The 26,081-nt window shown below is 34.8% G+C and carries 26 protein-coding genes and 1 tRNA gene; 24 read left to right on the top strand and 3 right to left on the bottom strand.

All coding sequences use genetic code 11. The annotated features are described in order from the left end of the window. From C3L23_RS05660 to C3L23_RS05595, 14 genes are read left to right on the top strand one after another with little or no spacing between them, the layout of a single operon-like run. Complete coding sequence (locus tag C3L23_RS05660) at window positions 1–1,122, top strand: type IV pilus twitching motility protein PilT (protein ID WP_127680707.1); 1,122 nt, start codon at window positions 1–3, stop codon at window positions 1,120–1,122. A gap of 53 nt (window positions 1,123–1,175) precedes the next feature. Then, complete coding sequence (locus C3L23_RS05655) at window positions 1,176–1,712, top strand: 50S ribosomal protein L25/general stress protein Ctc (RefSeq protein ID WP_127680705.1); 537 nt, start codon at window positions 1,176–1,178, stop codon at window positions 1,710–1,712. A 51-nt stretch (window positions 1,713–1,763) separates the two neighbouring features. Beyond that, entirely contained in the window at window positions 1,764–2,303 is a 540-nt protein-coding gene (pth, locus tag C3L23_RS05650) for an aminoacyl-tRNA hydrolase (RefSeq protein WP_127680703.1), read from the top strand. Further along, on the top strand, window positions 2,303–3,319 hold the full coding sequence (locus C3L23_RS05645) for an LptF/LptG family permease (protein WP_127680701.1): 1,017 nt from the start codon (window positions 2,303–2,305) through the stop codon (window positions 3,317–3,319). Before pth ends, C3L23_RS05645 begins: the two co-directional genes overlap by 1 nt. Beyond that, a complete protein-coding gene (gene lysA / locus C3L23_RS05640; protein ID WP_127680699.1) occupies window positions 3,319–4,521 on the top strand; it encodes a diaminopimelate decarboxylase in 1,203 nt (400 codons plus the stop codon). The genes C3L23_RS05645 and lysA overlap by 1 nt, the downstream gene beginning before the upstream one ends. A gap of 13 nt (window positions 4,522–4,534) precedes the next feature. Further along, complete coding sequence (locus C3L23_RS05635; protein WP_127680697.1) at window positions 4,535–5,287, top strand: HAD-IIA family hydrolase; 753 nt, start codon at window positions 4,535–4,537, stop codon at window positions 5,285–5,287. After that, window positions 5,277–6,344 carry a prephenate dehydratase gene (pheA, locus tag C3L23_RS05630; RefSeq protein WP_127680695.1) on the top strand — a complete coding sequence of 356 codons (1,068 nt, stop codon included), beginning with the start codon at window positions 5,277–5,279 and terminating at the stop codon, window positions 6,342–6,344. The genes C3L23_RS05635 and pheA overlap by 11 nt, the downstream gene beginning before the upstream one ends. Before the next feature lie 38 nt (window positions 6,345–6,382). Further along, complete coding sequence (gene hisC / locus C3L23_RS05625) at window positions 6,383–7,456, top strand: histidinol-phosphate transaminase (protein ID WP_127680693.1); 1,074 nt, start codon at window positions 6,383–6,385, stop codon at window positions 7,454–7,456. Then, window positions 7,453–9,138, top strand: a complete 1,686-nt coding sequence (gene fliF / locus C3L23_RS05620; RefSeq protein ID WP_127680691.1) for a flagellar basal-body MS-ring/collar protein FliF — start codon at window positions 7,453–7,455, stop codon at window positions 9,136–9,138. The genes hisC and fliF overlap by 4 nt, the downstream gene beginning before the upstream one ends. Window positions 9,139–9,147: 9 nt before the next feature. Then, window positions 9,148–10,173 carry a flagellar motor switch protein FliG gene (gene fliG / locus C3L23_RS05615; protein ID WP_210402403.1) on the top strand — a complete coding sequence of 342 codons (1,026 nt, stop codon included), beginning with the start codon at window positions 9,148–9,150 and terminating at the stop codon, window positions 10,171–10,173. Further along, window positions 10,166–10,939 (top strand): flagellar assembly protein FliH, encoded by a 774-nt coding sequence (fliH, locus tag C3L23_RS05610; protein WP_127680687.1) that lies wholly within the window; start codon window positions 10,166–10,168, stop codon window positions 10,937–10,939. Before fliG ends, fliH begins: the two co-directional genes overlap by 8 nt. Continuing rightward, on the top strand, window positions 10,936–12,750 hold the full coding sequence (gene dxs / locus C3L23_RS05605; protein ID WP_127680685.1) for a 1-deoxy-D-xylulose-5-phosphate synthase: 1,815 nt from the start codon (window positions 10,936–10,938) through the stop codon (window positions 12,748–12,750). The genes fliH and dxs overlap by 4 nt, the downstream gene beginning before the upstream one ends. After that, window positions 12,743–13,264 (top strand): peptide-methionine (S)-S-oxide reductase MsrA, encoded by a 522-nt coding sequence (gene msrA, locus C3L23_RS05600; protein WP_127680683.1) that lies wholly within the window; start codon window positions 12,743–12,745, stop codon window positions 13,262–13,264. The genes dxs and msrA overlap by 8 nt, the downstream gene beginning before the upstream one ends. Continuing rightward, entirely contained in the window at window positions 13,245–15,182 is a 1,938-nt protein-coding gene (locus C3L23_RS05595; protein WP_127680681.1) for a WD40 repeat domain-containing protein, read from the top strand. The genes msrA and C3L23_RS05595 overlap by 20 nt, the downstream gene beginning before the upstream one ends. Before the next feature lie 14 nt (window positions 15,183–15,196). On the opposite strand, the gene C3L23_RS05590 is transcribed toward C3L23_RS05595, so the two are convergent. Together C3L23_RS05590 and C3L23_RS05585 are read right to left on the bottom strand one after the other, a co-directional pair. Next, a tRNA-Leu gene (locus tag C3L23_RS05590) sits at window positions 15,197–15,282 on the bottom strand. Window positions 15,283–15,391: 109 nt separating this feature from the next. Then, entirely contained in the window at window positions 15,392–15,667 is a 276-nt protein-coding gene (locus tag C3L23_RS05585) for an HU family DNA-binding protein (protein WP_127680679.1), read from the bottom strand. Between the two features lie 105 nt (window positions 15,668–15,772). Here C3L23_RS05585 and C3L23_RS05580 point away from each other — a divergent pair, with 105 nt between their 5' ends. From C3L23_RS05580 to C3L23_RS05540, 9 genes are all read left to right on the top strand, one after another. Continuing rightward, window positions 15,773–16,219 (top strand): CoA-binding protein, encoded by a 447-nt coding sequence (locus C3L23_RS05580; protein ID WP_127680677.1) that lies wholly within the window; start codon window positions 15,773–15,775, stop codon window positions 16,217–16,219. Next, window positions 16,216–17,424 (top strand): threonine ammonia-lyase, encoded by a 1,209-nt coding sequence (ilvA, locus tag C3L23_RS05575; protein WP_127680674.1) that lies wholly within the window; start codon window positions 16,216–16,218, stop codon window positions 17,422–17,424. Before C3L23_RS05580 ends, ilvA begins: the two co-directional genes overlap by 4 nt. Before the next feature lie 60 nt (window positions 17,425–17,484). Continuing rightward, window positions 17,485–18,912, top strand: a complete 1,428-nt coding sequence (gatB, locus tag C3L23_RS05570) for an Asp-tRNA(Asn)/Glu-tRNA(Gln) amidotransferase subunit GatB (protein ID WP_127680672.1) — start codon at window positions 17,485–17,487, stop codon at window positions 18,910–18,912. A gap of 2 nt (window positions 18,913–18,914) precedes the next feature. Continuing rightward, window positions 18,915–20,504, top strand: a complete 1,590-nt coding sequence (locus tag C3L23_RS05565) for a potassium channel protein (protein WP_246831048.1) — start codon at window positions 18,915–18,917, stop codon at window positions 20,502–20,504. Beyond that, window positions 20,501–21,199 carry a TrkA family potassium uptake protein gene (locus tag C3L23_RS05560; RefSeq protein WP_127680668.1) on the top strand — a complete coding sequence of 233 codons (699 nt, stop codon included), beginning with the start codon at window positions 20,501–20,503 and terminating at the stop codon, window positions 21,197–21,199. The genes C3L23_RS05565 and C3L23_RS05560 overlap by 4 nt, the downstream gene beginning before the upstream one ends. After that, window positions 21,196–22,080 carry an NAD(P)H-dependent glycerol-3-phosphate dehydrogenase gene (locus C3L23_RS05555; RefSeq protein ID WP_127680666.1) on the top strand — a complete coding sequence of 295 codons (885 nt, stop codon included), beginning with the start codon at window positions 21,196–21,198 and terminating at the stop codon, window positions 22,078–22,080. The genes C3L23_RS05560 and C3L23_RS05555 overlap by 4 nt, the downstream gene beginning before the upstream one ends. A 210-nt stretch (window positions 22,081–22,290) precedes the next feature. Next, entirely contained in the window at window positions 22,291–23,001 is a 711-nt protein-coding gene (locus tag C3L23_RS05550) for a TlyA family RNA methyltransferase (RefSeq protein ID WP_127680664.1), read from the top strand. A gap of 26 nt (window positions 23,002–23,027) precedes the next feature. After that, a complete protein-coding gene (gene ispG / locus C3L23_RS05545) occupies window positions 23,028–24,080 on the top strand; it encodes a flavodoxin-dependent (E)-4-hydroxy-3-methylbut-2-enyl-diphosphate synthase (protein WP_127680662.1) in 1,053 nt (350 codons plus the stop codon). Continuing rightward, the gene (locus C3L23_RS05540; protein WP_127680660.1) at window positions 24,077–24,394 is read left to right on the top strand and encodes a 4-hydroxy-3-methylbut-2-en-1-yl diphosphate synthase; all 318 of its coding nucleotides are present in this window, start codon (window positions 24,077–24,079) and stop codon (window positions 24,392–24,394) included. Before ispG ends, C3L23_RS05540 begins: the two co-directional genes overlap by 4 nt. On the opposite strand, the gene C3L23_RS05535 is transcribed toward C3L23_RS05540, so the two are convergent. Beyond that, complete coding sequence (locus tag C3L23_RS05535) at window positions 24,357–24,611, bottom strand: hypothetical protein (protein ID WP_127680658.1); 255 nt, start codon at window positions 24,609–24,611, stop codon at window positions 24,357–24,359. The two genes, C3L23_RS05540 and C3L23_RS05535, sit on opposite strands and share 38 nt — an antisense overlap. Before the next feature lie 50 nt (window positions 24,612–24,661). Between C3L23_RS05535 and C3L23_RS05530 the strand changes: the two genes are divergently transcribed. Further along, window positions 24,662–26,062 (top strand): replicative DNA helicase, encoded by a 1,401-nt coding sequence (locus C3L23_RS05530; protein ID WP_127680656.1) that lies wholly within the window; start codon window positions 24,662–24,664, stop codon window positions 26,060–26,062. Window positions 26,063–26,081: the final 19 nt, after the last annotated feature.

The following is a 26,081-nucleotide window of genomic DNA, read 5'->3' as shown; positions in this document are numbered from 1 at the left end:
ATGACAAGAGAAGATTTAAATAAATACCTGCACGCTTTAATTAAATATGACGGAAGCGACTTGCATGTCAAGGCAGGGAACGGTATTAAAGCCAGGGTTCAGGGTAAACTGGTTACAATGGAGTCTCCGTTTTTAAAAAGGGAAGATGTTATTGAACTGTTAAAAATAATATTAAGAAGCAGGTTTGACGAGCTTGTAAAAAACAAAGAAATAGATTTTAATTATAAACTGAATGAAGATTACAGATTCAGGGGAAATGCGTTTTTCCAGATAGACGGTCCTTCTATTGTATTCAGGGTAATACCTAGTAAAATACCAACTATAGAGAGCCTGAAATTTCCTCCGGCTTTACATAAATTTGCCCAAACAGAAAGAGGGCTTGTGCTTGTTACCGGGGTTACGGGAAGCGGTAAATCTACTACTCTTGCTGCAATGATTAATGAAATAAACGAAACTAGATCTAAGCATATTATAACGATTGAAGATCCGGTAGAATTCGTGCATAAAGACAAAAAATGTTTAATCAACCAAAGAAGTCTAGGAGAAGACACACTAAGTTTCAGCAAAGCTCTTAGAGCGGCTTTAAGGGAAGACCCGGATATTATTCTCGTTGGTGAGATGAGGGACAGAGAAACAATTGAAATAGCGCTTCATGCCGCAGAAACCGGACATTTGGTGTTCTCAACCCTACATACTCTTGATGCAAAAGAAACTATAAACAGAATTATCGGGGTGTTTCCGGTAGAAGAGCAGGACAGGATAAGAATGGTGCTGGCATCCGTATTAGAAGGTGTCGTGTCACAAAGGCTTGTACCGACTGTAGACGGAAAAAGAACGGCTGCTATGGAAATTTTGATTAAAACACCTAGAATTAAAGACTTGATTTTACAAAAAAGAGATAACGAATTAAAAGACGTAATAGAAGAAGGTAAAAAAACATACGGAACACAAAGTTTCGATCAGCATCTTGTCGATCTTGTTATACAGGGAAGGGTCAGCGAAGAAGTTGCGCTTGATTATGCGACAAGCAGGGACGACTTTATACTTAAACTTAAAAAAGCAAAACTTGAAAGCGGTATGGAAGTTATTGAAGAATCAAAAATCGGACTTAAAGACGGTTGAAAAATATAAAAATTTAGATATAATTTCAGTTCTAAAAAAATTAAGGAGAAAATATGCTTGAAGGAATTATCAGAGAGAGTACCTCAAAAGCTGAAACTAAAAAGCTTAGAAGGGATGGTTATCTGATTGCTAACATTTATGGTAAAGGTCAGGAAAACATAAATGCTGCATTCAAAACAGGTGACTTCATTAAATACTTAAGAAACAAAGAACATTTGGTGTTCCCTGTAAAAGTAGGGGATAAAGAAGTAAAAGTTGTTGTTCAGGAATATCAAAAAAACCCTGTAACAGGCGAAATTTTACATGTTGACCTATTAATGGCTCAAGACGGTGTAAAATCATATTACCATGTTCCGATTAAAGTTAAAGGTACGCCAATCGGTCTTAAAAACAAAGGTGTATTAATTTATCACAGAAGAAGAATTAAAGTTAAAGCCGCACCTGAGAATCTGCCTGATTTCTTCGAATTAGATATCAGCAATCTTGATGTGGGTGACAATATTCTTATCAGAGACATTGAAATGCCTGAAGGTGTTGAATGTTACTTAAACCCTTCAATTCCGGTTGTAGGTGTAATTAAGGCTAAATAATTTAAACGGCTTTTGCCGTTTCTTTCTTTAACTACTACATAAAGAGGTTGTATGAAACTCATTATCGGTCTGGGAAATCCAGGAGAGAAATATAAACTTACCCGTCACAACATCGGTTTTTTAAGTATTGATTATCTGATTGAGCATTTTAATGCCAGAAAAATAAACTCTTCATTTAAAGGCGAACTTTATAAATCTGCAGATTTTTTACTACTCAAACCTATGACATATATGAATTTAAGCGGTGAAAGCGCGGTACTAGTAAAAAATTATTATAAAATTGATAATGAAGATGTTATTGTCATACATGACGATATAGATTTAAAAACGGGAGCTCTTAAATTTAAAAGAGGCGGTTCTCACGGCGGACATAACGGACTTAAATCTTTAGACCAGCATATAGGAAACGATTATTGGAGAATAAGAATAGGAATCGGAAGACCGGAAAGAAAAGAAGAAGTTGTAAAATATGTTTTAAGTAATTTTACAGAAGAAGAGCTTGAATGTATGAAATCTCTTTTTCCAAAAATAGCTAAAGCCGTTACTGAAATAAACAAAGCGGCGAGTAAATATACTCAAAAAGAGTGTTGATGTTTTTTATTTTTATTTTAAAAAAATATTTAAAAAATTTTTTACTTATACTTTTTTCATTATCGTTTTTTTTCGTTATTGTAGATCTTATAGCGAACTATTCCAGACTGCCTGATTCTTCAAACCTTCAGGTCTTATATGTATATTATATTATGCTTTACAGTTTTGATATGTTTTATGCCCTTGCTCTGGTTTTTTCTTTTATACTTACGCTGTATTATATGATTAAATTTAACGAGCTTGTAAGTTTTTATTCGTTAGGTTTTACAATAAAAAAACTTTTAAAGCCTTTTATGTTTTTCGCCATTGCTGTTTTTGCTCTGTTTTTGGTGTTAGACAGCGGAAAATTTGCATATGTAAGAGAATATGCGAATTTTATATTAAACAATAATAAATACAGCAGTACGAATCTTTTTATTAAATATAACGATAAAGTTGTATATATAAAAAAAATAGAACCGATTTTGAAACAGGCGGACGATATTAAGGTTTTTTATTTAAAGGGAAGAAAAGTCACCAAAATAATTTCTGCTAAAAAAGCCCTGTTTAAAAATGATATCTGGTATGCCAAAAAGGCTAAAATCACATATTTAAACGATAAAAGAATTGTTAATCTGGTAGATAATGTCTATTTTCTGAAAGATTTTAAACCAAAAATAATTTCAAATTTAAAAAATCTTAATTCTATTTCGTTTTATGACGCGTTTATTGCAATAAAACTTTTTAAAGACATAAACGTCAATACACTGCTTTCAATTGTCTTTTATAAAGTTTTTACCGCTTTGAGCTTTATTTCGCTTTTGATAATTTTAATGTTTAAGACTCCCGTTCATCAAAGAGTTTCTAATGTCTCTTTATTTTTGGTAAAATCCGTTTTTTTAACTATTTTTACATGGGGAATTCAGCTTATGATATATAAATTTGCAAAACAGGGAGTATTGTCGCCTTATGTTTTGGTGATTCCTTTTGCGGTACTGTTTAGTTACGGAATATTTTTATTATATAAGGAGAAATAATGAATTTTAAAGAACTAGCTAATAAATACGATACGCCTCTTTATGTGTATGATTTTAATCATTTTGAAAATCAGTTTAATGAGCTTAAAAATGCATTTAAAGGCAGAAAAAGCATCATATCTTATGCTGTAAAAGCAAATTCGAATTTAAGCGTTATTAAAAAGTTTGCATCACTCGGAAGCGGTGCGGACTGTGTGAGTATCGGAGAAGTAAAAAGAGCTCTTTTAGCAGGTGTGGATAAATATAAAATTATATTCAGCGGAGTCGGAAAAAGAGACGATGAGATTGAAGAAGCTTTAAAACTTGATATTTTAATAATTAACGTAGAAAGTGAAGCAGAACTGCAAAGAGTGGAAGAAATTGCGGGAAAACTCGGTGTCGTTGCAAGAATTTCAATAAGGGTAAATCCGAATATAGATCCTAAAACACATCCTTATATTTCTACAGGGCTGCATGAAAATAAATTCGGAGTTGATTTGGATACGGCAAAAAAAATGTATCTTTTCGCTAAGAATTCAAGATCTTTAAATCCGGTCGGAATACATTTTCATATAGGTAGTCAGCTTACAGAACTTGAACCGATTAAAGAAGCAAGCCAGATTGTGGCCGATCTGGTAAGAAGTCTTAAAGCTGTAAATATCGATATTAAATTTTTTGATGTTGGCGGAGGGCTTGGCATTAAATATAAAGACGAAACGACAATCAAGCCTTACGATTACGCCCAGGCTATTTTATCAACACTTAGCGGACTTGATCTTACGATTGTCTGTGAACCGGGAAGATTTCTTGTAGGAAACGGCGGCTGGTTTTTAACAAAGGTTTTATATGAAAAAGTCAACGGAGATAAAAGGTTTGTTATAGTAGACGGAGCTATGAATGATTTAATAAGGCCTTCGCTGTATAATGCGTATCATAAAATAGAAGTGTTAAGCGAAAAAGACGGAGAGCTAAGCAGGGCAAATCTGGTAGGTCCGATTTGTGAAAGCGGGGATTTCTTTGCTAAAGATATAGAGATTCCGAGCACTAATCCTGGAGACCTTGTAGTTATTTACAGCGCCGGTGCGTACGGTTTTACAATGAGCAGCAATTACAATACGCGTCCGAGAGCCGCAGAAGTTGCAGTGGAAAACGGAAAAGACAGAATTATCAGAAGAAGGGAAACTTTTGAGGATTTGATTGCCTGTGAAATAGATTATCTCTGATACAGGAGGGGGAATGGAAGGATTTTTTATTGATGTTCAGGGGACGCTGATAGACGATAAAAACTTTCTTCCTCTTCCCGGAAGCAGAGAATTTTTAAAATATTTAAACAGTAAAAAAACACCTTTCGTTTTAATTACAAACAATACAAAAAAGCCTTCTGAGGAGTTTATCAGTTATTTAAAGAATTTAGGATTTGAATTTGAATATTATATCGACCCTTTAATGGTTGCAGGGGAATATATTCAGAATAAAACAATCGCTCCTTACGGACAGGAAAAATTTGTAAAAATCATGAAAAACAGCTTTAATATTGATTATAAAAATCCTGATGCCATTGTACTTGGGATTAAACTTTATGACAACGAAACAATCAGCGGTATAATTGAAAAACTGTTAAACGGTTCGGAATTAATAGGTATGCACCGTACATCTTTGTATTCTTACAATTCCAAACGATATCCAGGGCTTGGCGCTATACTTGAAATGCTTAAATATGCTGCCGACACGGATTATGTAACCGTAGGTAAACCCAGCAGGGAGTTTTTTGACAGGGCTAAATCGTATTTAGGCCTAAATTATGATAAAATTACCATTATTAGCGATGATTTAAAAGGGGATTTGATACCTGCTAAACAACTGGGGATGAAAACGGTATTGGTTCTAAGCGGAAAAATTAAAAGTGAAAAAGAGATAAATCAAAAACCGGATTTCATATATAAAAATTTAAAACTCTTACTGGAAAATTGGAGAAAGAATGGAAGATAAACTACTGCAACTCAGAAATCAGATAGATTCTATAGATAATGAAATTATCAGACTGTTAAATAAAAGAATGGAAATCGTAAAAAAAGTAGGGGAACTTAAAAACACAAGCAACGCTCCTGTTTACAGACCGGAAAGAGAAAAAGAAATAATTCAAAGACTTACAGAACTTAGCAAAAAAGAGGGCGGAATACTAGGATATGATGAAATAGAAGCCATTTTTCTTGAAATTTTTGCAATCAGCAGAACTCTTGAAAGAAAAGAAAGAATAGCTTTTTTAGGACCGGTAGGAACATATACGCATCAGGCGGCTGAAAGCAGATTCGGAGCTAATGCAAAATATCTTCCTCTTTTGAATATCGAGGCTGTATTTAAAGCGGTGTCTAACAAAGAAGCCAAATACGGAGTAGTTCCTATAGAAAACAATACTGAAGGCGTTGTAGGAATAACTCTGGATTCTTTAAAAAAATATAACGTTAAAATAGTTTCCGAAATATGTATGGATATACATCATTCATTTGCATCATGTCAGGATGATTTAAAAAATATAAAAAGAATCTATTCCCATCCGCAGGGTTATAACCAGTGTCTGAATTTTCTCGAAACCCACGGACTTTTGGATATAGAGTTTATTCCTACCGAATCTACTGCAAAAGCTGCTCAAATGGCTGCAGAAGATAAACAAAGCGGTGCAATATGCTCGAAAATCGCAGCAAAACTTTATAATGTGCCGTTGCTTTTTGAAAAAATTGAAGACAATATGGCTAACAGAACGCGCTTTATTGTTATCAGCGATTTTAAAACCCAAAAAAGCGGAAACGACAAAACAAGTGTAATTGCAAAAACATCTCATAAATCAGGGGCTCTTTTCGAACTTCTTAAAAAATTTAAAGACAGGGAAATCAATCTTTTAAAAATAGAAAGCAGACCGAATAAAGACGATACTTTTAATACATGGTTTTATATTGATTTTGAAGGTCATATTGATGATACAAGCGTAACAGACCTGATTGACAGCGAAGAAATGATATGGCTCGGCAGTTATTTAAGGGACTGTTAGAAATTTATAATGAATTTAGTGAAATTTAAGGAGATTTAATGTTTGAAAAACTGAAAGATTTAAAAACATACGAAGCCGGAAAGCCGATAGAGCTGGTAGTAAGGGAATTTGGAATAGAACCTAAAGATATAATTAAACTGGCAAGCAATGAAAATCCTTACGGTCCTCCTCCCAAAGCAATTGAAAAAGTAAAAAATCTGGCTTCGGAAATGCACAGATATCCTGATGACAGTTTTTTTGAGTTAAAAGAAGGACTGAGTTCAAAATTTAACATATCTGCGTCTAATATTATTATAGGTGCCGGAAGCGATCAGATTTTAGAATTCGCCGTTCATGCTATCTCCCCTAAAAAGGTTTTAATGGCGGGTATCACGTTTGCAATGTATGAAATATATTCTAAACAGGTTGGAGCGCAGATTTTAAAAACAGAATCTGTGACTCATAATCTGGAAGAGTTTTATGAAATATATAAAGAACAAAAACCGGAAATAATTTTTCTTTGCGTGCCTAACAACCCTTTGGGAGAATGTGTTGATGCAAAAGAAGTGTTTGATTTTATAGAAAAAATTGATGAAAACACTTTAGTTGTTGTGGACGGGGCATATCAGGAATTTGCCGCTCATAAAGATAAAAATAAAGAAATCAAACCTGAAGATATACTTAAATACAAAAACGTTTTATATACAGGGACGTTTTCCAAAGCATACGGACTCGGCGGGATGAGAGTAGGATACGGCATTGCGAATGAGTATATAATAGAAAATCTTCATAAATTGAGACCTCCTTTTAATATAACAACCCTAAGTCTGGCGGCTGCGATAGAAGCATTAAAAGATGAAGAATTTGTTAAAAACTCTATAATAAAAAACTTTGAAGAGATGGAAAAATATGTCAGTTTTGCAAAAGAAAATAATTTAAAATATATAGACAGTTATACAAATTTCATTGTTTTATATATTAAAAATTCGACACAAATTGCTGAAAATTTATTAAAAAAAGGTATAATTGTAAGAAATATGGCCAGTTACGGATTTGAAGCCTTGAGAATTACTATAGGTACGCCTGAACAAAACGATAAATTATTAAATACATTAAAAGGTATGATTAGTTGAATTTTGAAGAACTTTTTAGGCAAATAATAGCATTTACAAAAAAATTAAACAAAAGACAGAAAATTGTAATTATTGCCTCAATTGTCGCGTTAGTAGCAATTATTTCCTTCTTGATAGTGTTTAATACAAGCTCTTCTAAAATCAAAACAGGTTATGCGATACTTTTTGATAATCTTTCTTCCAAAGACGCTGCATTAATTGTACAATACCTTGAAAAAAAACAGATACCTTATGAAATACCCGAAGACGGAGTTATTGAAGTTCCTAAAAATGTAGTACAGAAAGTAAGAATTGATGTTGCCGCACAGGGACTTCCAAAAAGCTCTAAAGTGGGATTTGAGCTTTTTGACAAAAACAGTTTCGGAATTACTGATTTTGAACAGAAAATAAAATATCTAAGAGCTCTTGAAGGTGAGCTTGGCAGAACTATCGAATCTTTGGATGCGGTAGAAGAAGCGACTGTTAATATTGCCCTTCCTAAAGAAAGTGTATTTGTAGAAAACCAGACTCCTCCAACCGCTTCGGTAGTTATTAAACTTAAACCTAATATGATACTTACTCCAAAACAGATTCAGGGAATAAAATATCTTGTTGCTGCGGCAGTTCCTAAATTAAAACCTGAAAACGTAAAAATAATAGACCAGTACGGAAATCTTTTAGGAGAAAATGACGAACTGACACAGAATAATGAACTGTTAAAAGCTGAAATAGCGTATAAAAAAAGAATGGAAAAAGCTTTAGAAGACAATATCGTATCGATTTTGGCACCTGTGGTCGGAGGAAGAAATAAAGTGGTCGCAAAAGTTAATCTGGATATTGATTTTTCCCAGGTGAAATCAAAATCTACGATTTATTCTCCCGACAATGTCGTAAGAAGCGAGCAGACACTGGAAGAAAGCAGAATAGGATATAAACCTAAACAGGTAGGAGGTGTACCAGGTGCGGTAAGTAATATCGGACCGGTGCAGGGGACTAAAAATCAAAACGTGAAAGATAAATACACTAAATCCGAAACAACTACCAATTATGAAATATCAACTACTATTAAAGATGTGAAAGAGCCTCTTGCAAAAATCAAAAGAATAACCGCTGCTGTTGTAGTAGACGGACATTACAAAGTTACAAAAGACGGAAAAAAAGAATTTGTTCCTCTCTCAAAGCTGGAAATTGCAAATATAGAAAATTTGGTTAAAAATACTATAGGTTACGATCCGAAAAGAGGAGACAGCGTAAGTGTAAGCAGTTTCCAGTTTCACGGGGCTTCAAACGGCAATGCTCCGACATCGAAAGTAGGGCAGATTATGCAGACAGTAGAAATGTATTTAGGACCGTTTAGCGGTGTGTTGAAATATCTGTTTTTGATTTTGGTTCTTTTTGTGTTTTATAAAAAGGTTATTACTCCTTTTACACAAAAAATGCTGGAAGTTAAAGTTGAAGAAGAACCGGAATATGTTCAACATGAAATTGAAGTTAATGAGGAAGAAGTTGAATCAACTTATGATAAAATAAAAGAGTTAAAAGAAAAAGTTGAACAGCAGCTTGGTATTTCTAGCGATGTTAATGAAGAAGAGCTTAAATATGAGGTTTTATTAGACAGAATTGTTAAAATGGCGGAAGAAAAAACCGAAGAAGTTGCAAAAGTATTAGAAAATTTAATTAAAGAAGAAACGCATGAAGTATAAGGATTTATGATGGCACTTTCGGCACAGCAGCAGGCTATTCTTGACGAATTGTCAATGCCTGAAAAAATTGCGATTTTGCTTATTCAGTTAGGGGAGGATTTAACAGCTCAGCTGTTTTCTTATATGGATGTTAATGCTATTACTGAAATATCCAAATATATTGCAACGGCAAAAGCAATAGACAAAGCCATAGCTGCAGCGGTTTTAGAAGAGTTTTATGTTATTTTTCAGTCTAATCAGTATATTTCAAGCGGAGGTATAGAGTATGCTAAAGAAATTCTTTATAAGGCTCTCGGACCTGAAGAAGCTAAAAAAGTTCTAGATAAACTTGCTAAATCGCTTCAAAGCGAACAGACTTTCGGTTTTTTACAAAAAGTAAAACCACAGCAGCTTGCGGACTTTATAGTTAACGAACATCCTCAGACTATTGCACTTATACTTGCGCATATGGATCCTACCAGTGCCGCGGAAACTTTGAGCTATTTTCCTGATGAAATAAGGGCGGAAGTTCTTATTAGAATGAGTAATTTAGGAGATATTTCTCCTCAGGTGATTAAAAAAGTAAGTGCAATTCTTGAAACAAAACTAGAAGCTTTGACCGGTTATAAAGTTGAAATCGGAGGAGTCAGATTCGTTGCGGAAATATTTAACAGACTTGGACAAAAAGCAGCAAAATCAACGCTTAAATTTATCGAACAGGTTAACAACGAACTTGCCGAAGAGATTAAAGAAAAAATGTTTACGTTTGAAGATATTCTTAAACTTGACAATAACGCAATTCGTGAAATATTAAAAGAAGCTGATAAAAATCAGTTAATGATTGCCTTAAAAGGCGCTCCTGAAGAGCTTAAAGAAAAATTTCTTGCAAATATGTCTCAACGTGCCGCTGCGGCATTTGAGGAAGAGATGCAGTTTTTAGGTCCTGTAAAGGTCAAAGATGTTGAAGCAGCTCAAAGAAGTATCGTAGAAATAGTACAAAAACTTGCCGAAGAAGGTAAAGTATCAGTTGGAGCGGAGGAAGAAGTAATTGAGTAGAATAGTAAACGGCGAAGCAGTGGAAAGACACATAATAAACCAGTATACGTTTAAAAGTTTTGATGATAACGATGAGAATAAAGAAAAAAACATGCATAATTCTCTAAATGAAAATCAGACACAGCAGACAAATATACATAATAATGAACAAAACACACAAAATAACAACAACGAAGTGATTGAAAAACTTCTTCAAAAAATAGAAGAGCTCAGCAATAATATCGTAAACATTCAGACTAATTTTGAAAAGCAGCTTAATGAGTGTAAACAGCAGATAGAATCGGAGAAAAAAAAGGCTTTTGAAGAAGGATATAAAAAAGGTAAAGAAGACGCATCTTCCGAAGTGTCTAAAGAAATTGAAGAAAAAATAAAACTTCTTCAGGATTCGGTAAAAAAAGTAGATAAAATAAATGAAGTGTTTGAAGAAAAAATTCTTTCAATTGAAAAAGAGTTAATTTCGGTAGCACTTGATATAGCAAAAGAGGTTATTCAAAAAGAAGTTAGCGAAAATTCCAAAGAAATTGCATATAATCTTGCAAAAGCTTTAATGGAAGACATTAAAGATGCTACTAAAATAAAAATAAAAGTAAATCCTAAAGATGCAAAATATTTAAAAGAACAGGATTTACAAAATGTGGAAATAATCGAAGACGACGCCGTAAAAGAAGGCGGTGTTGTGATTTTAAGCGATATAGGAAATATTGACGCTCAGATTTTACAAAGATTTAAAGCAATAAAAGAAGCAGTATTGGAAGGTAATGAATGATAGATGTAAAGCATAAAAGTATTCCGGAATTAGAAGAGACGGCACAAAAAATCAGGGCAAGAATTCTTGAAGTTGTTTCTAAAAAAGGAGGGCATTTAAGCTCTACGCTAGGGGCCGTGGAACTTATTATAGGGATGCATTATGTTTTTGATGCAGAAAAAGATCCTTTTATATTTGATGTGTCTCACCAGGCGTATGCTCATAAACTTTTAACAGACAGATGGGAAAGTTTTGATACGCTCAGACAGTTTGGAGGAATCAGCGGTTATACCAGACCTAGTGAAAGCAGATATGATTATTTCAGTGCGGGCCATTCTTCTACGTCAATATCCGTGGCGGTCGGCGCCGCTAAAGCTATTAAATTAAAAGGAGAAAACAGAACTCCTGTAGTGTTAATCGGGGACGGTGCAATGAGCGCCGGTATGGTTTATGAGGCTTTAAACGAGCTTGGTTTTAGAAAATATCCCGTAGTTATAATTCTTAACGACAATGAAATGAGCATAGGCAAACCTATCGGGGCTTTAAGTAAATATTTAACAAGGCTGAAAGCCGGAAAACTGTATCAGGGCTTTAAAGAAAAATTTAAAAAATTTTTGGATTCTGCACCGAAAGACGTTAAATACATGGCTAAAAAAGTAGAAGAGATGTTTAGCGTTCACGGAGTTTTTTTTGAAGAAATGGGACTTGAATATATCGGGCCGATTGACGGGCATAATTTAGAAGAGGTTATTGAAACACTTCAAGTCGCAAAAAGTCTTAAAAAACCGGTAATAGTACACGCAAAAACCGTTAAGGGTAAAGGTTATAAGCAGGCGGAAGGATATTATGAACACTGGCACGGAGTAGGGCCTTTTGATTTGGAAACGGGAGAGCCTCTTAAAAAATCTTCTCTTTCCGCAACAAAAGTGTATTCTAATAAACTTCTTGAAATAGCTAGAAAAGATCAGAAAGTCGTCGGAGTAACAGCCGCTATGCCAAGCGGCACCGGAATGAAAGATCTGATGAAAGAATTTCCTGAGCGTTTTTGGGATGTTGGTATAGCAGAACAGCATGCGGTAACGTCAATGGCGCCTTTGGCAAAAGAAGGGTTTAAACCTTTTGTAGCGATATATTCGACTTTTTTACAAAGGGGATATGACCAGATAATACATGATGTGTGTCTTGATAACTATCCTGTAAGATTTGCAATTGACAGAGCCGGAATAGTCGGTGCGGACGGAGAGACTCATCAGGGTGTTTTTGATATCGGATTTTTAAGAATCCTGCCTAATATTACGCTTTTTGCGCCTAGGGATTTTGAAACACTTAAAAAAGCTGTGGAATTTGCATACGGTTTTGATTCCGGGCCTTGCGCGTTCAGATATCCAAGAGGCGCTTTTTTATTAAAAGATGATGTTTTCAAAGCTTCTGATTTTGAACTCGGAAAAGGTGAAATTTTAATTGATAACGACAAAATTATGCTGATATCATACGGTAACGGAGTCGGAAAAGCATACAGGGTTCATGAAATTCTCAAACAGCATGGATTAAAGAGCGGAGTGCTGGATTTAAGATTTGTAAAACCGTTTGACAAAGATCTTCTAAAATCTTTAAAAGCAGACAGATGGTATGTAATCAGCGATAACTCAAAAGAGGGCGGAATTGCTGAAATGCTTAGCGATTTTGCAAATGCGGAAAATATAAATGTTAAAATAGAAAGTTTTGAATACCCTGATGAATTTATTCCGCACGGAAATGTTGAAGAAGTGGAAAAACTTTTAAAAGTAGATGCTCAAAGCATAGCGGAAAAAATCAGGGCTGAAAATGGCTAAAGCAGTACTAGGAGGAGGATGTTTCTGGTGTCTTGACGCAGTTTTCAGACAGGTAGAAGGCATTAGAAATGTAACAGCCGGATATGCGGGCGGCAGACGTCCTGATCCAAACTATGAACAAGTCTGTACCGGTGTTACCGGGCATGCGGAAGTTGTTGAAATAGATTATGATGAAAATAAAGTTGATTACGAATACCTTTTAGATATATTTTTTAACATACACGATCCTACCCAGTTAAACCGCCAGGGAAACGATGTCGGTACACAGTACCGTTCGGTTATTCTGTATTTAAACGATGAACAAAAACAAAAAGCTTTGAAAAAAACAAAAGAGTTAAGATCCGAAGGAATAAATCCTATAACGGAAATTAAAAAACTTGACAAATTTTATCCTGCGGAAGAATATCATCAGAATTATTTCCAGAAAAATCCGGAACAGCCTTATTGTGTGTATGTAGTGGCGCCTAAGGTTGAAAAATTTTTAAAGATGGAAAATGGAAAGAAAAAAAGTTAAAGAATTTAAAAGCACAATTTCTTATATTAAAATTAACAATAACGGAGCTTTGATAGTCGATAAGGAAAACAGGGTTTACGTTTACGACTCTTCATTTAAACTTATTAACGGATTTAAAATAAAGCTTCCCGAAAACAGACCCGAAGAGAATACAGTTTCGTGTGATGAGGAGTTTAATTATCTTTTGCTTTCCGTAAGCGGATATCCTCTTACCTTTTGGAACATAAAAGAAAAAAAACTTCTCGGTAAATTCGAATGGCATAAAGGAGACGTTTTATCTGTTGAAATAGGACAAAATTATTTTGCAAGCGGAGGAATAGACGGTAAAATTTATCTTTATTCTATTGAACTTTTAAAAATGGTGTCTAAAATAGCAAAGCATAAAGATTTTATAAGCGATATTGCGTTCGGAGAAGATAAAATTTACGCAACGGGCTATGATAAAGCCGTTTTGTTTGTCGACAGTTCGTCTTTACGCAAAACTGTCAGATTTTTACATCTTAAAAAAGCTCTGAAAATCGAAAATAAAAATTATCTGATAAGCGCTTCGGAGTTTTCTGACGTTATAAAATGGGACAGGGATACCTGTGACGATACCGACAGAGTTGATTTATATAAAAAGTTCAGAGATTTTGCGCTTTATGATAATTATATTTTTGTTCTTACCGATTCAAAGGTTGTTTTATATGATTTGAAAAACGAAGTCCTTGTCAATGATTCTTTTTTTGAAACCGATTCTCAAAAAATTGTTGTATATAAAGACAGAATGTATCTGGTTTCGAGAAATATTCTCGAAGAAGTATGTTTAACCGACGAAAAAGAGCTTTTAGACACCGTTTTATCCGAAAATTATAAAAAAGCATATGAAATGATAGCTTTAAATCCTTTTTTGAAGAAAACCAAAGCATATGAAAAACTTGAAAAACTGTATATAGCAACTATTAAAAAAGCTATGAAATATTATGAAGAAGGTATGAAACAAAAAGCCCTTGAGCTGTTGAAGCCTTTTAGTGCCGTACTTCAAAAAAGAGAAGAAATAAATAAAATAATTACTCATTATGAAAACATACTAAAATTTGTAAAAGCGTTTGAAAACAGAAATTTTGCACTGTTTTATCAGCTTGCAAATCAGTTTGAAATGTTAAAAAATACGAAATATTACATGCTTGCTGAAAAAGAGTGGGAAGAAAGGTTCGAAAAGGCAAAGCAGCTTGCATCAGAAGGTAGAGTGTCGGAAGCGAAAGAAATACTAATAGATTTTATTCCCGTTCCTCAGAAACTGAAACTCATTAATCTGCTGCTTAAAGAAGCCGGTCTTTTCAGACTGTTAAAAGAAAAAATAGCCAATAAAGATTTTAAAGGATTCTTTGCAATAATAAAAGAACATCCGGAGCTTAAAGATACCAAAGAATATAAATCGGTAATCGAATACGGTGAAAAACTTTACAATATAGCTGTTAAAGCCCTGGAGGAAGAAAAATTTAAATATGTTTTAAAAATATGCACCGTATTGGAAGATATTGAAGGTTATGAATTAAAAGCAAAGGAACTTCTAAACAAGGCACAGGTATCGCTCGAGTTTTTAAGACTGTTTAACGAAGATAAAAACAGGGCATTTGAACTGGCAGAAAAATATCCTTTTTTGAAAAAATTAAAGGTTTACAGAGTTTATGAAGAAAAATGGCAAAAAAAACTTCTTAACGCTGAAAGAGAAGCGTTTAAAGGCAAAATAAAATCAGCTTTAGAGGAATTAAAAGAGTATGAATATATAAAAACGAAAAAACCCAGAATAACAAGTATGATTAAAAGCGCATACTTGAATTATATTAAACACTCTAAAGACAAAAACGCAATTGAGAAATACATAAAAACATTCGGTAGGGATGAAGAAATTAACAATTTTTTAAAACAGGGTTAAAATTAAATAAGTAATGGTACCGGCGGTGGGACTCGAACCCACATGGGCAGAGCCCATCGGATTTTGAGTCCGACGCGTCTACCAGTTCCGCCACGCCGGCAAGGATTGAAATTATATCGATAATTTATTTAAAATTCAAGAACTGATAAAAAGATTTTTGATTTTATATTAAGAAAGTTAAATGATTAAATAAAAAAGAAAAAAAGAACTTATTTATTTAAAAGTTCTTTTAATTTTTTACCAACTTTGAATTTTACAGATTTAGTTTCAGGGATTTTAACTTCTCTGTTAGTACCAGGAACTCTAGCTACTCTTGGAGCTCTTGTTACAACTTCAAAACTTCCGAATCCGATAAAACTAACTTTTTTACCTGCTTTTAGAGCTTCTTCCATTGCTTCGATAGTAGCATCTATAACTGCGTTTACATCTTTTTTGCTAAGACCTGACTTTTCTGCTACCGCTGCGATTAATTCTGACTTTTTCATTTTTCCTCCTTTTTAGTTGGGTACAAAAAATTTTACTCTTTTTTTTTACCAAAAATCAAGTGTTTTGGGCATTTTTTGCTATAATTTTGTTAAAAAAGGTACAAAATGAATGCCTGTGAGCTTCCAAGCGCCAAAAAAAGCGATAAAAATTTATGCGAAGTCTTAAAAAACGCGAAAACGATAGTTGTGGTAGGGCTCTCTCCAAAAGAACACAGAGCATCTAATCAGGTTGCAAAATATATGCAGGAGAACGGTTATAAAATAATTCCTGTTTATCCGAGAGAAGAAGAAATTTTAGGTGAAAAGGTTTACAGAAGTCTTGATGAAATTGATTTTGAAGTAGATATTGTAGATATTTTCCGTAAAGGGGAAGATACGCCTCCTATTGTGGAAAAAGCGGTAAAGCTGCCGGGAATAAAATGTGTTTTTCTTCAAGAAGGCGTTGTAAATGAGAAATCTAAAGAAATCGCCGAAGAAGCCGGTGTGTTTTATGTTGAGGACAGATGTATAATGGTTGATCATATCAGATGTAAGAAAGAAGGATTGTTATGATACCTTTTGAAGAAATAAAACAGGCTCACAAAAGAATAAAAAAAGTAGTTTATAAAACACCTTTTGCGTATGCTCCTATACTTTCGCAAAAAGTCGGAAACGAAATATACCTTAAAAAAGAGAACTTACAGATTACCGGGGCTTTTAAATTAAGAGGGGCTTTTAATAAAATAGCTTCTATTCCGGAAGAAAAAAGAAAAAAAGGCGTTATTGCCGCAAGTGCCGGAAATCATGCGCAGGGTGTTGCTTTCAGTGCTAATTATTTTAACGTGCCGGCTATAATCGTAATGCCTGAAGCTACGCCGCTTACAAAAGTAACGGGCGTTAAAGAATTCGGAGGAGAAGTCGTACTTGCAGGTAATAATTATGACGAAGCTTATGAGTATGCGGTAAAACTGGCCGAAAAAAAAGGGTTTGAGTTTATTCATCCTTTTGCAGACGATAAAGTTATTGCAGGACAGGGAACAATCGGAATAGAAATGCTGGAACAGGTGCCTGAGCTTGATTATATTATCGTTCCTATAGGAGGAGGCGGTTTAATCAGCGGAATTGCAAGCGCGGTAAAACAGATCAATCCCCATATAAAAGTTATCGGAGTTACCGCGGAGGGTGCGCCGGCTATGAGACTGAGCTTCTTAAGCGGAAGCGTTCAGGACACCACTTTTGTGAAAACGATTGCTGACGGTATAGCGGTAAGGGATACCAATCCTAAAATGTTTAAACTTGTAAAAGAAGTGGTTGATGACATTGTTGAGGTTGATGATGAAGAAATCGCAAATGCGATTCTGTTTTTAATGGAAAGACAAAAAGTTGTCGTAGAAGGCGCAGGAGCTGTGGGAGTAGCGGCTTTACTGCATCATAAGATTAAATTTACAGCTCCTAAAAAAGTAGGAGTTGTGCTGAGCGGCGGTAATATCGATGTGACAATGATTAATCTGATTATAGAAAAAGGTTTGTTAAAATCACACAGGAAAATGAAACTGATTATCAGACTGGTTGATAAACCGGGAGCTCTTCAAAGACTGACTGAAATACTTGCGGCTGAAAAAGCGAATATAGTGCAAATAGGTTATGACAGAACGGATCTTAATCTTGCTATCGGAGATGCAAACGTGACAATAGCTCTTGAAACAAGAGGTCTTGAGCATCAGGAGGCTATTAAAAGAGCCCTTCATAAAAACGGTTATAAATTTGTAGTGGAGTAGGTAAGTAGGTTAGTAGTGAAGTTGAGAAGGGTTAATGAAATATAAAAATAAGGAGAATTAATGAGCAAAAATTATGAAGTTGTAATAGGTCTTGAAGTTCACGTTCAGTTAAATACTAAAACAAAGATTTTCTGTAACTGTGCCACCAGTTTCGGAGATACGCCTAATACCAATACGTGTCCGACGTGTTTGGGACTGCCGGGAGCTCTTCCTGTATTAAATAAAGAGGCTGTCAGAAAAGCCGTAATGTTTGGAAAAGCGGTAAATGCCGAAATTAATAAAAAATCTATTTTTGCAAGAAAAAACTATTTTTATCCAGACCTTCCAAAAGGATACCAGATAAGCCAGTTTGAGATTCCTATCGTAGGTAAAGGAAGTTTAACCATAGAAGTTAACGGTGAAACGAAAGAAATAGGTATTACAAGAGCGCACCTTGAAGAAGACGCCGGTAAAAACATACATGACGGCGATGTAAGTAAAGTTGATTTAAACAGAGCCGGGACGCCGCTTCTTGAAATAGTCAGCGAACCGGATATGAGAAGCAGCGATGAAGCTATTGCTTATCTTAAAAAACTTCACGCTATTGTCAAATACCTTGGAATCAGTGATGCGAATATGCAGGAAGGCTCATTCAGATGTGATGCCAACGTATCTGTAAGACCTAAAGGCCAAAAAGAGTTCGGTACAAGAGTTGAAATTAAAAACATCAACTCATTCAGATTTATCAAACAGGCAATAGAGTATGAAATTGAAAGACATATTGAGGCGTATGAATATGACGAATACGAAGATGAAGTAGTACAGGAAACCAGACTGTTTGATTCTAAAACGGGCGAAACAAGAAGTATGAGAGGAAAAGAAGAGTCTGCAGATTACAGATATTTTCCGGATCCTGACTTACTGCCTCTTGTTGTTCCGGATGAGTTTTTTGATGTGAAAATACCGGAACTTCCGGATGAGAAAAAAGAAAGATACATGAAAGAATTCGGTCTAAAAGAATATGATGCAGGAGTTCTGACGTCAGAACCTGAACTTGCTGCATATTTTGAAGATCTTGTTGAAAGAGGATGTGAACCTGTTATGGCTAACAACTGGCTGGCAGTCGAGCTTTTAGGAAGACTGAATAAAGCCGGATATGCAATAGAAAATTCTCCTGTAAGCAGTGAAAAATTAGCAAAACTTATATTAAGAATTAAAGATAACACCATAAGCGGCGCAGGAGGTAAAAAAGTGCTTGATTTATTAATGGAAGAAGAAATAGAAGTTGATGTCGCAATAGATAAACTCGGATTGAAACAGGTAAGCGACGAAAGCGCCATAGAAAAAATGGTTGATGAAATTTTGGCGGCAAATGAAGATAAAGTTGCTGAATATAAAGCAGGTAAAGACAAACTGTTCGGTTTCTTTGTCGGACAGGTTATGAAAGCGAGCCGCGGAAAAGCAAATCCTCAAGTTGTAAATAAAATACTTAAAAGCAAGCTGTCTTGAGATTGAAAGAATTCATTGTAAAAGCCCTTGTGGCTTTTGCTTTTTATATTGACAGTAATACCAGATATAAAAAAATCAAAGGCTTTTTCAGGCGTTTAATGAACGATGACGATTATACGCCAAAGAAATTTTTTGATTTTTTTATGCTTTTTTTGGTTATTACAAGCGTTGGCATACTTTTATATGATATTAAGCACGATCTTAATCCGTGGGTTGAAGAGTTTGACTTTTACGTTGTAACTTTTATATTTGCGATAGAATATCTTATAAGGCTTTGGGTATATAACGACACGCATAAAATCATTATAGAAGAGTATGAAGAATCCACTTTTTTAGAACGGGAGTTTTCTCTTAAAAACGTAATAAAAAAAGCATTTTTGAAAAAATGGGAATATATTAAATCCCCTTTTGCAATTATAGACTTTCTTGCAAATCTTCCAGGATTCAGAAGTTTAAGAATACTAAGAATTTTTGTTATTTTCAGACTATTTAAAATATTAAGATATACGAGAAGTATTAATACGTTTATAGAGGTTTTAGCGAGTAAAAAATTCGAACTTACAATATTATTGCTGGCTGTAGGTTTCGTAACGTTTATAGGCGGTGCTGTCATATATGTTTTTGAAGCGCACATAAATCCTAAAATCGAAACAATATTCGATGCGATATACTGGTCTTTAATTACCATTTCCACCGTCGGTTACGGAGATATTACCCCGGTTACCCAGGAAGGTAAAGTTCTTACCATGTTTTTGATTGTAGTGGGTATCGGATTTATCTCATTCTCCACATCAATTATAGCTTCCGCTTTTACGGAAAAACTGAATGAACTTAAAGCGGACAGGGTTTTGAGAAAAATAAAACATATGGAAGATGTATATCTAATATGCGGATATTCTAACGAAGCGGAAATTCTTGCAGAAAGATTTAAAAAAGACAATATAGATTTTGTTGTGGTGGATATGGATGAAGACAGAGTTGAAAAATCTAACCATAAAGGGTATATCACATTAAAAGGCGATATTACACAAAAGACATTTTTGCAGGTGCTTGATTTCAGCAAAATATCAAAAATATTCGTACTTACAAATAACGACATCAGTAATTCATTTATCGTATTAAGTGTAAAAGCTTACAGCAAAGGAGCTGAAATTATTGCACTGGCAAATGACGAAAGAAACGTAAGCAAAATAAAAAAAGCGGGAGCGAATCACGTAGTGGTTCCGTCTACCGTTACCGCTTTACTGACTGCGGAATATATAGGAAATCCTATTACTTTTGAAGTGATTGATGCGATTTTAACTGAAAGAAGAAATGCTATTATTGATGAAATTATCGTTATTAAAGATTCTATTCTTGACGGTAAACTTGTAGGAGAAATTGATTTTGACAAGTATAAAATTATTCTGTTCGGGGTATTAAAAAGGAACGAGTCTCCACTTCTTAATGAGACCTTGCAGATTGAAAAAGGCCATTTTTATTTTAACCCTCCTTTTGATTTAAAACTTGAAGAAGGCGATATTCTGGTTGTAATGGGTTACAGTGTGAGTGTGAATTACTTTAAATATCAGATTGAAAAGAGTAGTATATGAGAATAGCTATATTCGGATTTGACGATTTTGGGGAAAGAGTAGCGAGATTTTTAAATAAAAAAGATATCGTTATTGTGGTTTTGGATGAAAAAGAAGAAGCAAGAGCCAGGGAAAAGCTTTACGACGTAGTAAAGCTTCACAATATTGACGATGATGAAATTGCTAAAATAGAAGAGTTTGATATAGCTATAGCTGTTCTTCATGATGAAGATAAAAACCTGTTTTTATGTCTTACGTTAAGAGATCTGTTTCCTGATAAAAAGATAATCGCGAAAGTTGCAGACAAAGACAATGAATACAAATACAGACTTGCAGGAGTTAGCAAACTGATAAATCCTTACGAAGTTACGGCAAACAGAATTATGACTATACTGAAAAAGCCTTTAACCCTGAAAGTTATAGAAGAAATAATTTTTCAGGACAACAAGCTTTCTTTTGCTGAAATAGTGATACCTCCTAATTCTTTTTTAGAAGGTAAATATATTAAAGACATATTTAAAGATATTTCTTCGTTATACAATCTGTTAATTATAGGTATTGTTGACAAAGAGCTTTCAGACAACGTACAGTTTGTTACAAAAGGTTATAACCATAAAATAGACGAGGGCGATATTTTGGTTGTAGTCGGAGACGTAGAAGAAATTGAAAGATTTAAAAATGATCTTGAACTATTTCAACACGGAGGTATGATATGATATCCGTTATAGGTGCGGGAGCCTGGGGGAGCGCTTTATATTATGCAATTAAACAGATGGTACCTGATGCAGTAATCACCTCAAGGACGAAAAGAAACATTGAAGGATTCGCTGATTTGGACAAAGCGCTGGAAAATGAATATATTTTAATAGCTATTGCTGCTCAGTCGATTAAAGATTTTTTAAAAAAAGTTGATCTTTCTGAGAAAAAAATACTCGTAGCCAGCAAAGGAATAGATAACGAAAAACTCAAATTTTTAAATGAAATTTTTGAAGAATATGTGTCTCCTGACAATCTCGCTTTTATTTCAGGGCCTTCTTTCGCAAAAGAAGTCAGGGAAAACAAGCCTACGGCTCTTGTAATCGCTTCTAAAAATACGGATTTGGCTGAACAATTTAAAACATTTTTCCCTACATTTTTAAAAATATATATCGATGACGATGTGGCAGGCGTAGAAGTTGCCGGAGCATATAAAAACGTGATAGCCATAGCCGGCGGGATATGCGAAGGGCTGAATCTGGGGTCTAATGCAAAAGCCGCGCTTTTAGCCAGAGGACTTGTGGAAATGGACAGATTCGGAGAAAAGTTCGGAGCAAGAAAAGACACTTTTTTAGGTGTGGCCGGTTCGGGAGATCTGTTTTTGACAGCAAATTCCACTATGAGCCGTAATTACAGGGTAGGACTTAATCTTGCCAAAGGAAAACTTCTTAATGATATATTGGATGAACTTGGAGAAGTGGCTGAAGGGGTGTATACAACAAAAGCGATTTATAAACTGGCAAAACTGAACGAAGTTTATACGCCGATAGCAAACGAAGTATATAAAATTATTTATGAAAATAAAGAACCGTTAAAATCGTTAAAAGATTTACTGGGCTGATCCCGTAAAAGGGAGAAGAATTATTATTGTGCTTTTTTAACTGCACCCGCAACTATTGAAAGAATAATTCCTGTCGCAATAACACACATAGAAATTGCTATAAATCCGCTAAATCCCATTTTTTCTCCTTTTTTTAGTTTCGATTATTATAGCAAATAATGTGAATATGTGAATAATTTTTGTTAAAATTTGCTAAAAAAAGTGAAAATAATGAGGCTTGATCAGTATTTGGTAACAAATGAATATACATTTAGCAGAAACAAGGCGCAGGAAATTATAAAGAGCGGATATGTAAAAGTTAATGATAAAATCATTAAAAAACCGTCATTTAAAATTGACGAAAACGATAAAATTGAAGTTGTGCAAAATGACGGATACGTTTCAAGAGCCGCATATAAACTGAAAAACTATCTTGAAAAATACAATATTACTTTTGAAAACAAGTATGTGTTGGATATAGGTTCAAGTACCGGAGGATTTACGCAGGTTGCTTTGGAAGCGGGTGCTAAAAAGGTAGTAAGTGTGGATGTAGGAAGCGGTCAGCTTCATAAAACGCTTAGAGACAACCATAAAATAGAACTTTATGAAAATACCGATATAAGAGAGTTTGTATATAATGAAAAATTTGACGTTATTGTGAGTGACGTCAGTTTTATTTCACTGCTTAAAATTACTGATAAAATAGATACACTGGCAAAAAAAGACATTATACTTCTTTTTAAACCGCAGTTTGAAGTCGGAAGAGAGGCCAAAAGAGATAAAAAAGGCGTTGTAACCGATATGAAGGCTGTAGAATCTGCTATGATTAATTTTGAAAATGAATGTAAAAAGCTGGGCTGGGAGCTGATAAGAAAAGAAGAGTCTAGTATTAAAGGAAAAGAAGGAAACACTGAATTTATATATCATTTCAAAAAAGTTTGATATAATCGCACAAAAAAGGTCTAATTTTGATAAGCAGATATCCAACAAGGAAAATAAAAGTCGGAAACGTCGAAATAGGAGGAGATGCTCCTATTTCGGTGCAGTCTATGACCTATTCAAAAACAAAAGATATAAAAGCTACTCTTGAGCAGATTAACAGGCTTTATTTTGCGGGTGCTGATATCGTCAGGGTGGCAGTTTTGGATGAGGAAGACGCAAACGCTTTAAAAGAAATTAAAAAAAACTCTCCCCTTCCGGTTGTAGCGGATATACATTTTAATTACAAGCTGGGACTTAAAGCCGCTGAAGCGGTAGACGCTCTTCGTATTAATCCGGGAAATATAGGCGGAAAAGAAAGAGTAAAAGCAGTTGTCGACGCATGCAGACAGAGAAATATTCCTATCAGAATAGGTGTTAATGCCGGAAGCCTTGAAGATCATCTTGAAAACAAATACGGCCAGACGCCTAAAGCCATGGTTGAGTCTGCTTTATGGCATATTAAATTTCTTGAAGATCTTGATTTCAGGGATATAAAAGTTTCACTAAAAGCCAGCGACGTTCAAAGAACGGTTGAAGCGTACAGAATGTTAAGACCTCTTGTCGAATATCCTTTTCATTTGGGTGTAACCGAAGCCGGAACCAAATTTCATGCAACTATTAAAAGCGCTGCCGCGTTTGGCGCTTTGCTTCTGGAAGGTATAGGCGATACTATGAGGGTGTCAATAACCGGAGAGCTTGAAGAGGAGATAAAAGTAGGCAAAGCGATATTGAAAGATTTAGGACTTTCAAAAGAAGGGGTCAATATTATTTCATGTCCTACCTGCGGGAGGATAGAAGTAGACCTTCCTCCTATTGTTGAAGCTGTTGAGGAAGCTACCAAAAATATAAAAAAACCTCTTAATCTTGCGGTCATGGGCTGTGTGGTTAACGCCATAGGCGAAGCAAAAGAAGCGGATGTTGCGATTGCCTGCGGCAAAGGGTACGGGCTTATTATTAAAAAAGGCGAAATAATAGGCAAATATAAAGAAAGCGAACTGCTTGAGAGGTTTTTGGAAGAAGTAAAAAAGGAGAGTGAATGAGCGCAACTACTATGATATATATCGTGGGGCTAAGTATTGCCTCTATGGCATTTATTTTTATTTTTATGCTGCTTAGAAAAATAGAAATTACGGAAGAGAGAATTCTTAAAATATTAGGCGAACATGCCGAAGAGATTAAAAAAGCGAAAAACGACGAGGAGCTTAAAGAACTGATAAGGGCACTTCCTAAGAAAAAAAGAACAAAACTAAAAACTCTTTTTGAATCTCAGGACCTGTATGATGCCGTTAAGCATATTAAAAAACACATATTAAAAACTACTGACCGGGAAAATGGAGACGTAAATCAGGATTAGCCAAAACTTCGTCGATTACAATTTCGTAATCTTCTTTTGCGTTTTCGAGCATTTTGAATTTTTCTTCGTTTTCAGATAAAATAACACCAATATCAATAGGGTTTTTTGTGGCTTTAAGATTTTCTATTAATTCTTTGTCATCCGTTTGGATATATATACTTCTGTATTGCAATGTTGCCAAAGAATCTTTGTAAGGATAAGTGATTTTTAAAATCATTAAAAACCTTTTTTTATAATTTTAACATAAATGCTATAAAAGGAAAAATAGTGGAACTTTACAACCTGGATATAGAAAGAGGGATACTGAGCGCCATATTGTTTGACGGGAAAATATATGAAGACGTGGCGGCTATTCTTAAACCTTCCGACTTTTATCTTCCTTTTCATCAGAATATTTTTGCGGCGATGGAGGATCTTTCTAAAAAAGACTATCCGATTGATGAAATATTTTTAAGAGACTATCTTACTAAACAGAATAAATTTGATGAAGAGCTTTTCTTGGAAATACTCGGAACGGCCCCTATTGAGGCTGTCGAAGCTTATGCGAGGGAAATTAAGGATCTTGCGGTTAAAAGGGAGCTGATACATCTTTCCAATGAAATTAAAAAAACAGTTTTGGAAGACGATAAAAAAGCTATTGAAGAAGTAGAAGAAATACAGGGCAAACTCTTTAGCATCGCAACTTCCAATCTTGCCGGAGACTTTAAAAATTCACAGGTTATTATAGATGAAACGCTTGAATATATCAAAGCCCAGGTAAGCAAACAGAATAAAATCGTAACGGGACTTGATACGGGTTACGTTGAACTTAACAGAATGACAAGCGGTTTTGGAGAAGGTGATCTGATTATTTTAGCCGCAAGACCTTCTATGGGTAAAACGGCTTTAGCTTTAAATCTTGCTTTAAATGTATTAAAACAGAATAAGGGCGTGGCAATATTTTCACTTGAAATGCCGGCTGATCAGCTGATGCTTAGAATGCTGAGCTCAGCCGGGAAAATACCGCTTCAGGATTTAAGAAGGGGGAATCTCGATGACAATGAATGGAGCAAGCTTACGGCTGTTGCAGACGAATTAAGCGAAAAACCGCTGTTTGTAGATGACGAAGGTAATGTAAATATTCATACCATCAGAGCAAAACTCAGAAAGCTTAAAATTCAAAATCCGGAACTCTCTTTGGCAATAGTGGATTATCTTCAGCTTATCAATTCGGATTTAAAAGAAAGGCATCTGGCAATTGCTGAAATTTCAAGAAGCCTGAAACTTTTGGCAAGGGAGCTTCAGATACCTATTATTGCGCTCTCACAGCTTAACCGTTCACTTGAAAGCAGACCTAACAAAAGGCCGATGCTGAGCGACCTTAGAGAATCAGGCGCAATTGAACAGGATGCCGATATAATCATGTTTATATACAGAGACGACGTTTATAAAGCGATGGAGGCGAAGCAGAAACAAAAAGAAGCAATGGAGCAGGGAAAAGCCGTTCAGATAGAGTTTAAAGAAAAAGAAGTTGAAGACGCCGAAATAATCATCGGTAAACAGAGAAACGGGCCGACGGGCACAGTCGAAATGCTGTTTCATAAGAATTATGTACTGTTTACAGATAAAGTCAGTGAAGTACAGGAAATTCAAATGAGCGAGGCTCAGATAGAAATACCTTCCATTTAGGGAATAGAGAATGATATAT

It is taken from the genome of Nautilia sp. PV-1 (assembly GCF_004006315.1).
GTDB lineage: Bacteria > Campylobacterota > Campylobacteria > Campylobacterales > Nautiliaceae > Nautilia > Nautilia profundicola_A.
This window is presented reverse-complemented; position numbering and strand designations above follow the sequence as displayed.

Coding starts and splice junctions, on each gene's coding strand:
- C3L23_RS05660 (WP_127680707.1), top strand. CDS start 1: ATGACAAGAGAAGATTTAAATAAATACCTGCACGCTTTAATTAAATAT.
- gatB (WP_127680672.1), top strand. CDS start 17,485: ATGAGCAAAAATTATGAAGTTGTAATAGGTCTTGAAGTTCACGTTCAG.
- fliG (WP_210402403.1), top strand. CDS start 9,148: ATGGCACTTTCGGCACAGCAGCAGGCTATTCTTGACGAATTGTCAATG.
- C3L23_RS05655 (WP_127680705.1), top strand. CDS start 1,176: ATGCTTGAAGGAATTATCAGAGAGAGTACCTCAAAAGCTGAAACTAAA.
- pth (WP_127680703.1), top strand. CDS start 1,764: ATGAAACTCATTATCGGTCTGGGAAATCCAGGAGAGAAATATAAACTT.
- C3L23_RS05550 (WP_127680664.1), top strand. CDS start 22,291: ATGAGGCTTGATCAGTATTTGGTAACAAATGAATATACATTTAGCAGA.
- C3L23_RS05535 (WP_127680658.1), bottom strand. CDS start 24,611: ATGATTTTAAAAATCACTTATCCTTACAAAGATTCTTTGGCAACATTG.
- ilvA (WP_127680674.1), top strand. CDS start 16,216: ATGATACCTTTTGAAGAAATAAAACAGGCTCACAAAAGAATAAAAAAA.
- hisC (WP_127680693.1), top strand. CDS start 6,383: ATGTTTGAAAAACTGAAAGATTTAAAAACATACGAAGCCGGAAAGCCG.
- lysA (WP_127680699.1), top strand. CDS start 3,319: ATGAATTTTAAAGAACTAGCTAATAAATACGATACGCCTCTTTATGTG.
- C3L23_RS05560 (WP_127680668.1), top strand. CDS start 20,501: ATGAGAATAGCTATATTCGGATTTGACGATTTTGGGGAAAGAGTAGCG.
- C3L23_RS05585 (WP_127680679.1), bottom strand. CDS start 15,667: ATGAAAAAGTCAGAATTAATCGCAGCGGTAGCAGAAAAGTCAGGTCTT.
- dxs (WP_127680685.1), top strand. CDS start 10,936: ATGATAGATGTAAAGCATAAAAGTATTCCGGAATTAGAAGAGACGGCA.
- C3L23_RS05580 (WP_127680677.1), top strand. CDS start 15,773: ATGAATGCCTGTGAGCTTCCAAGCGCCAAAAAAAGCGATAAAAATTTA.
- pheA (WP_127680695.1), top strand. CDS start 5,277: ATGGAAGATAAACTACTGCAACTCAGAAATCAGATAGATTCTATAGAT.
- C3L23_RS05540 (WP_127680660.1), top strand. CDS start 24,077: ATGAGCGCAACTACTATGATATATATCGTGGGGCTAAGTATTGCCTCT.
- C3L23_RS05555 (WP_127680666.1), top strand. CDS start 21,196: ATGATATCCGTTATAGGTGCGGGAGCCTGGGGGAGCGCTTTATATTAT.
- msrA (WP_127680683.1), top strand. CDS start 12,743: ATGGCTAAAGCAGTACTAGGAGGAGGATGTTTCTGGTGTCTTGACGCA.
- C3L23_RS05595 (WP_127680681.1), top strand. CDS start 13,245: ATGGAAAGAAAAAAAGTTAAAGAATTTAAAAGCACAATTTCTTATATT.
- C3L23_RS05635 (WP_127680697.1), top strand. CDS start 4,535: ATGGAAGGATTTTTTATTGATGTTCAGGGGACGCTGATAGACGATAAA.
- C3L23_RS05645 (WP_127680701.1), top strand. CDS start 2,303: ATGTTTTTTATTTTTATTTTAAAAAAATATTTAAAAAATTTTTTACTT.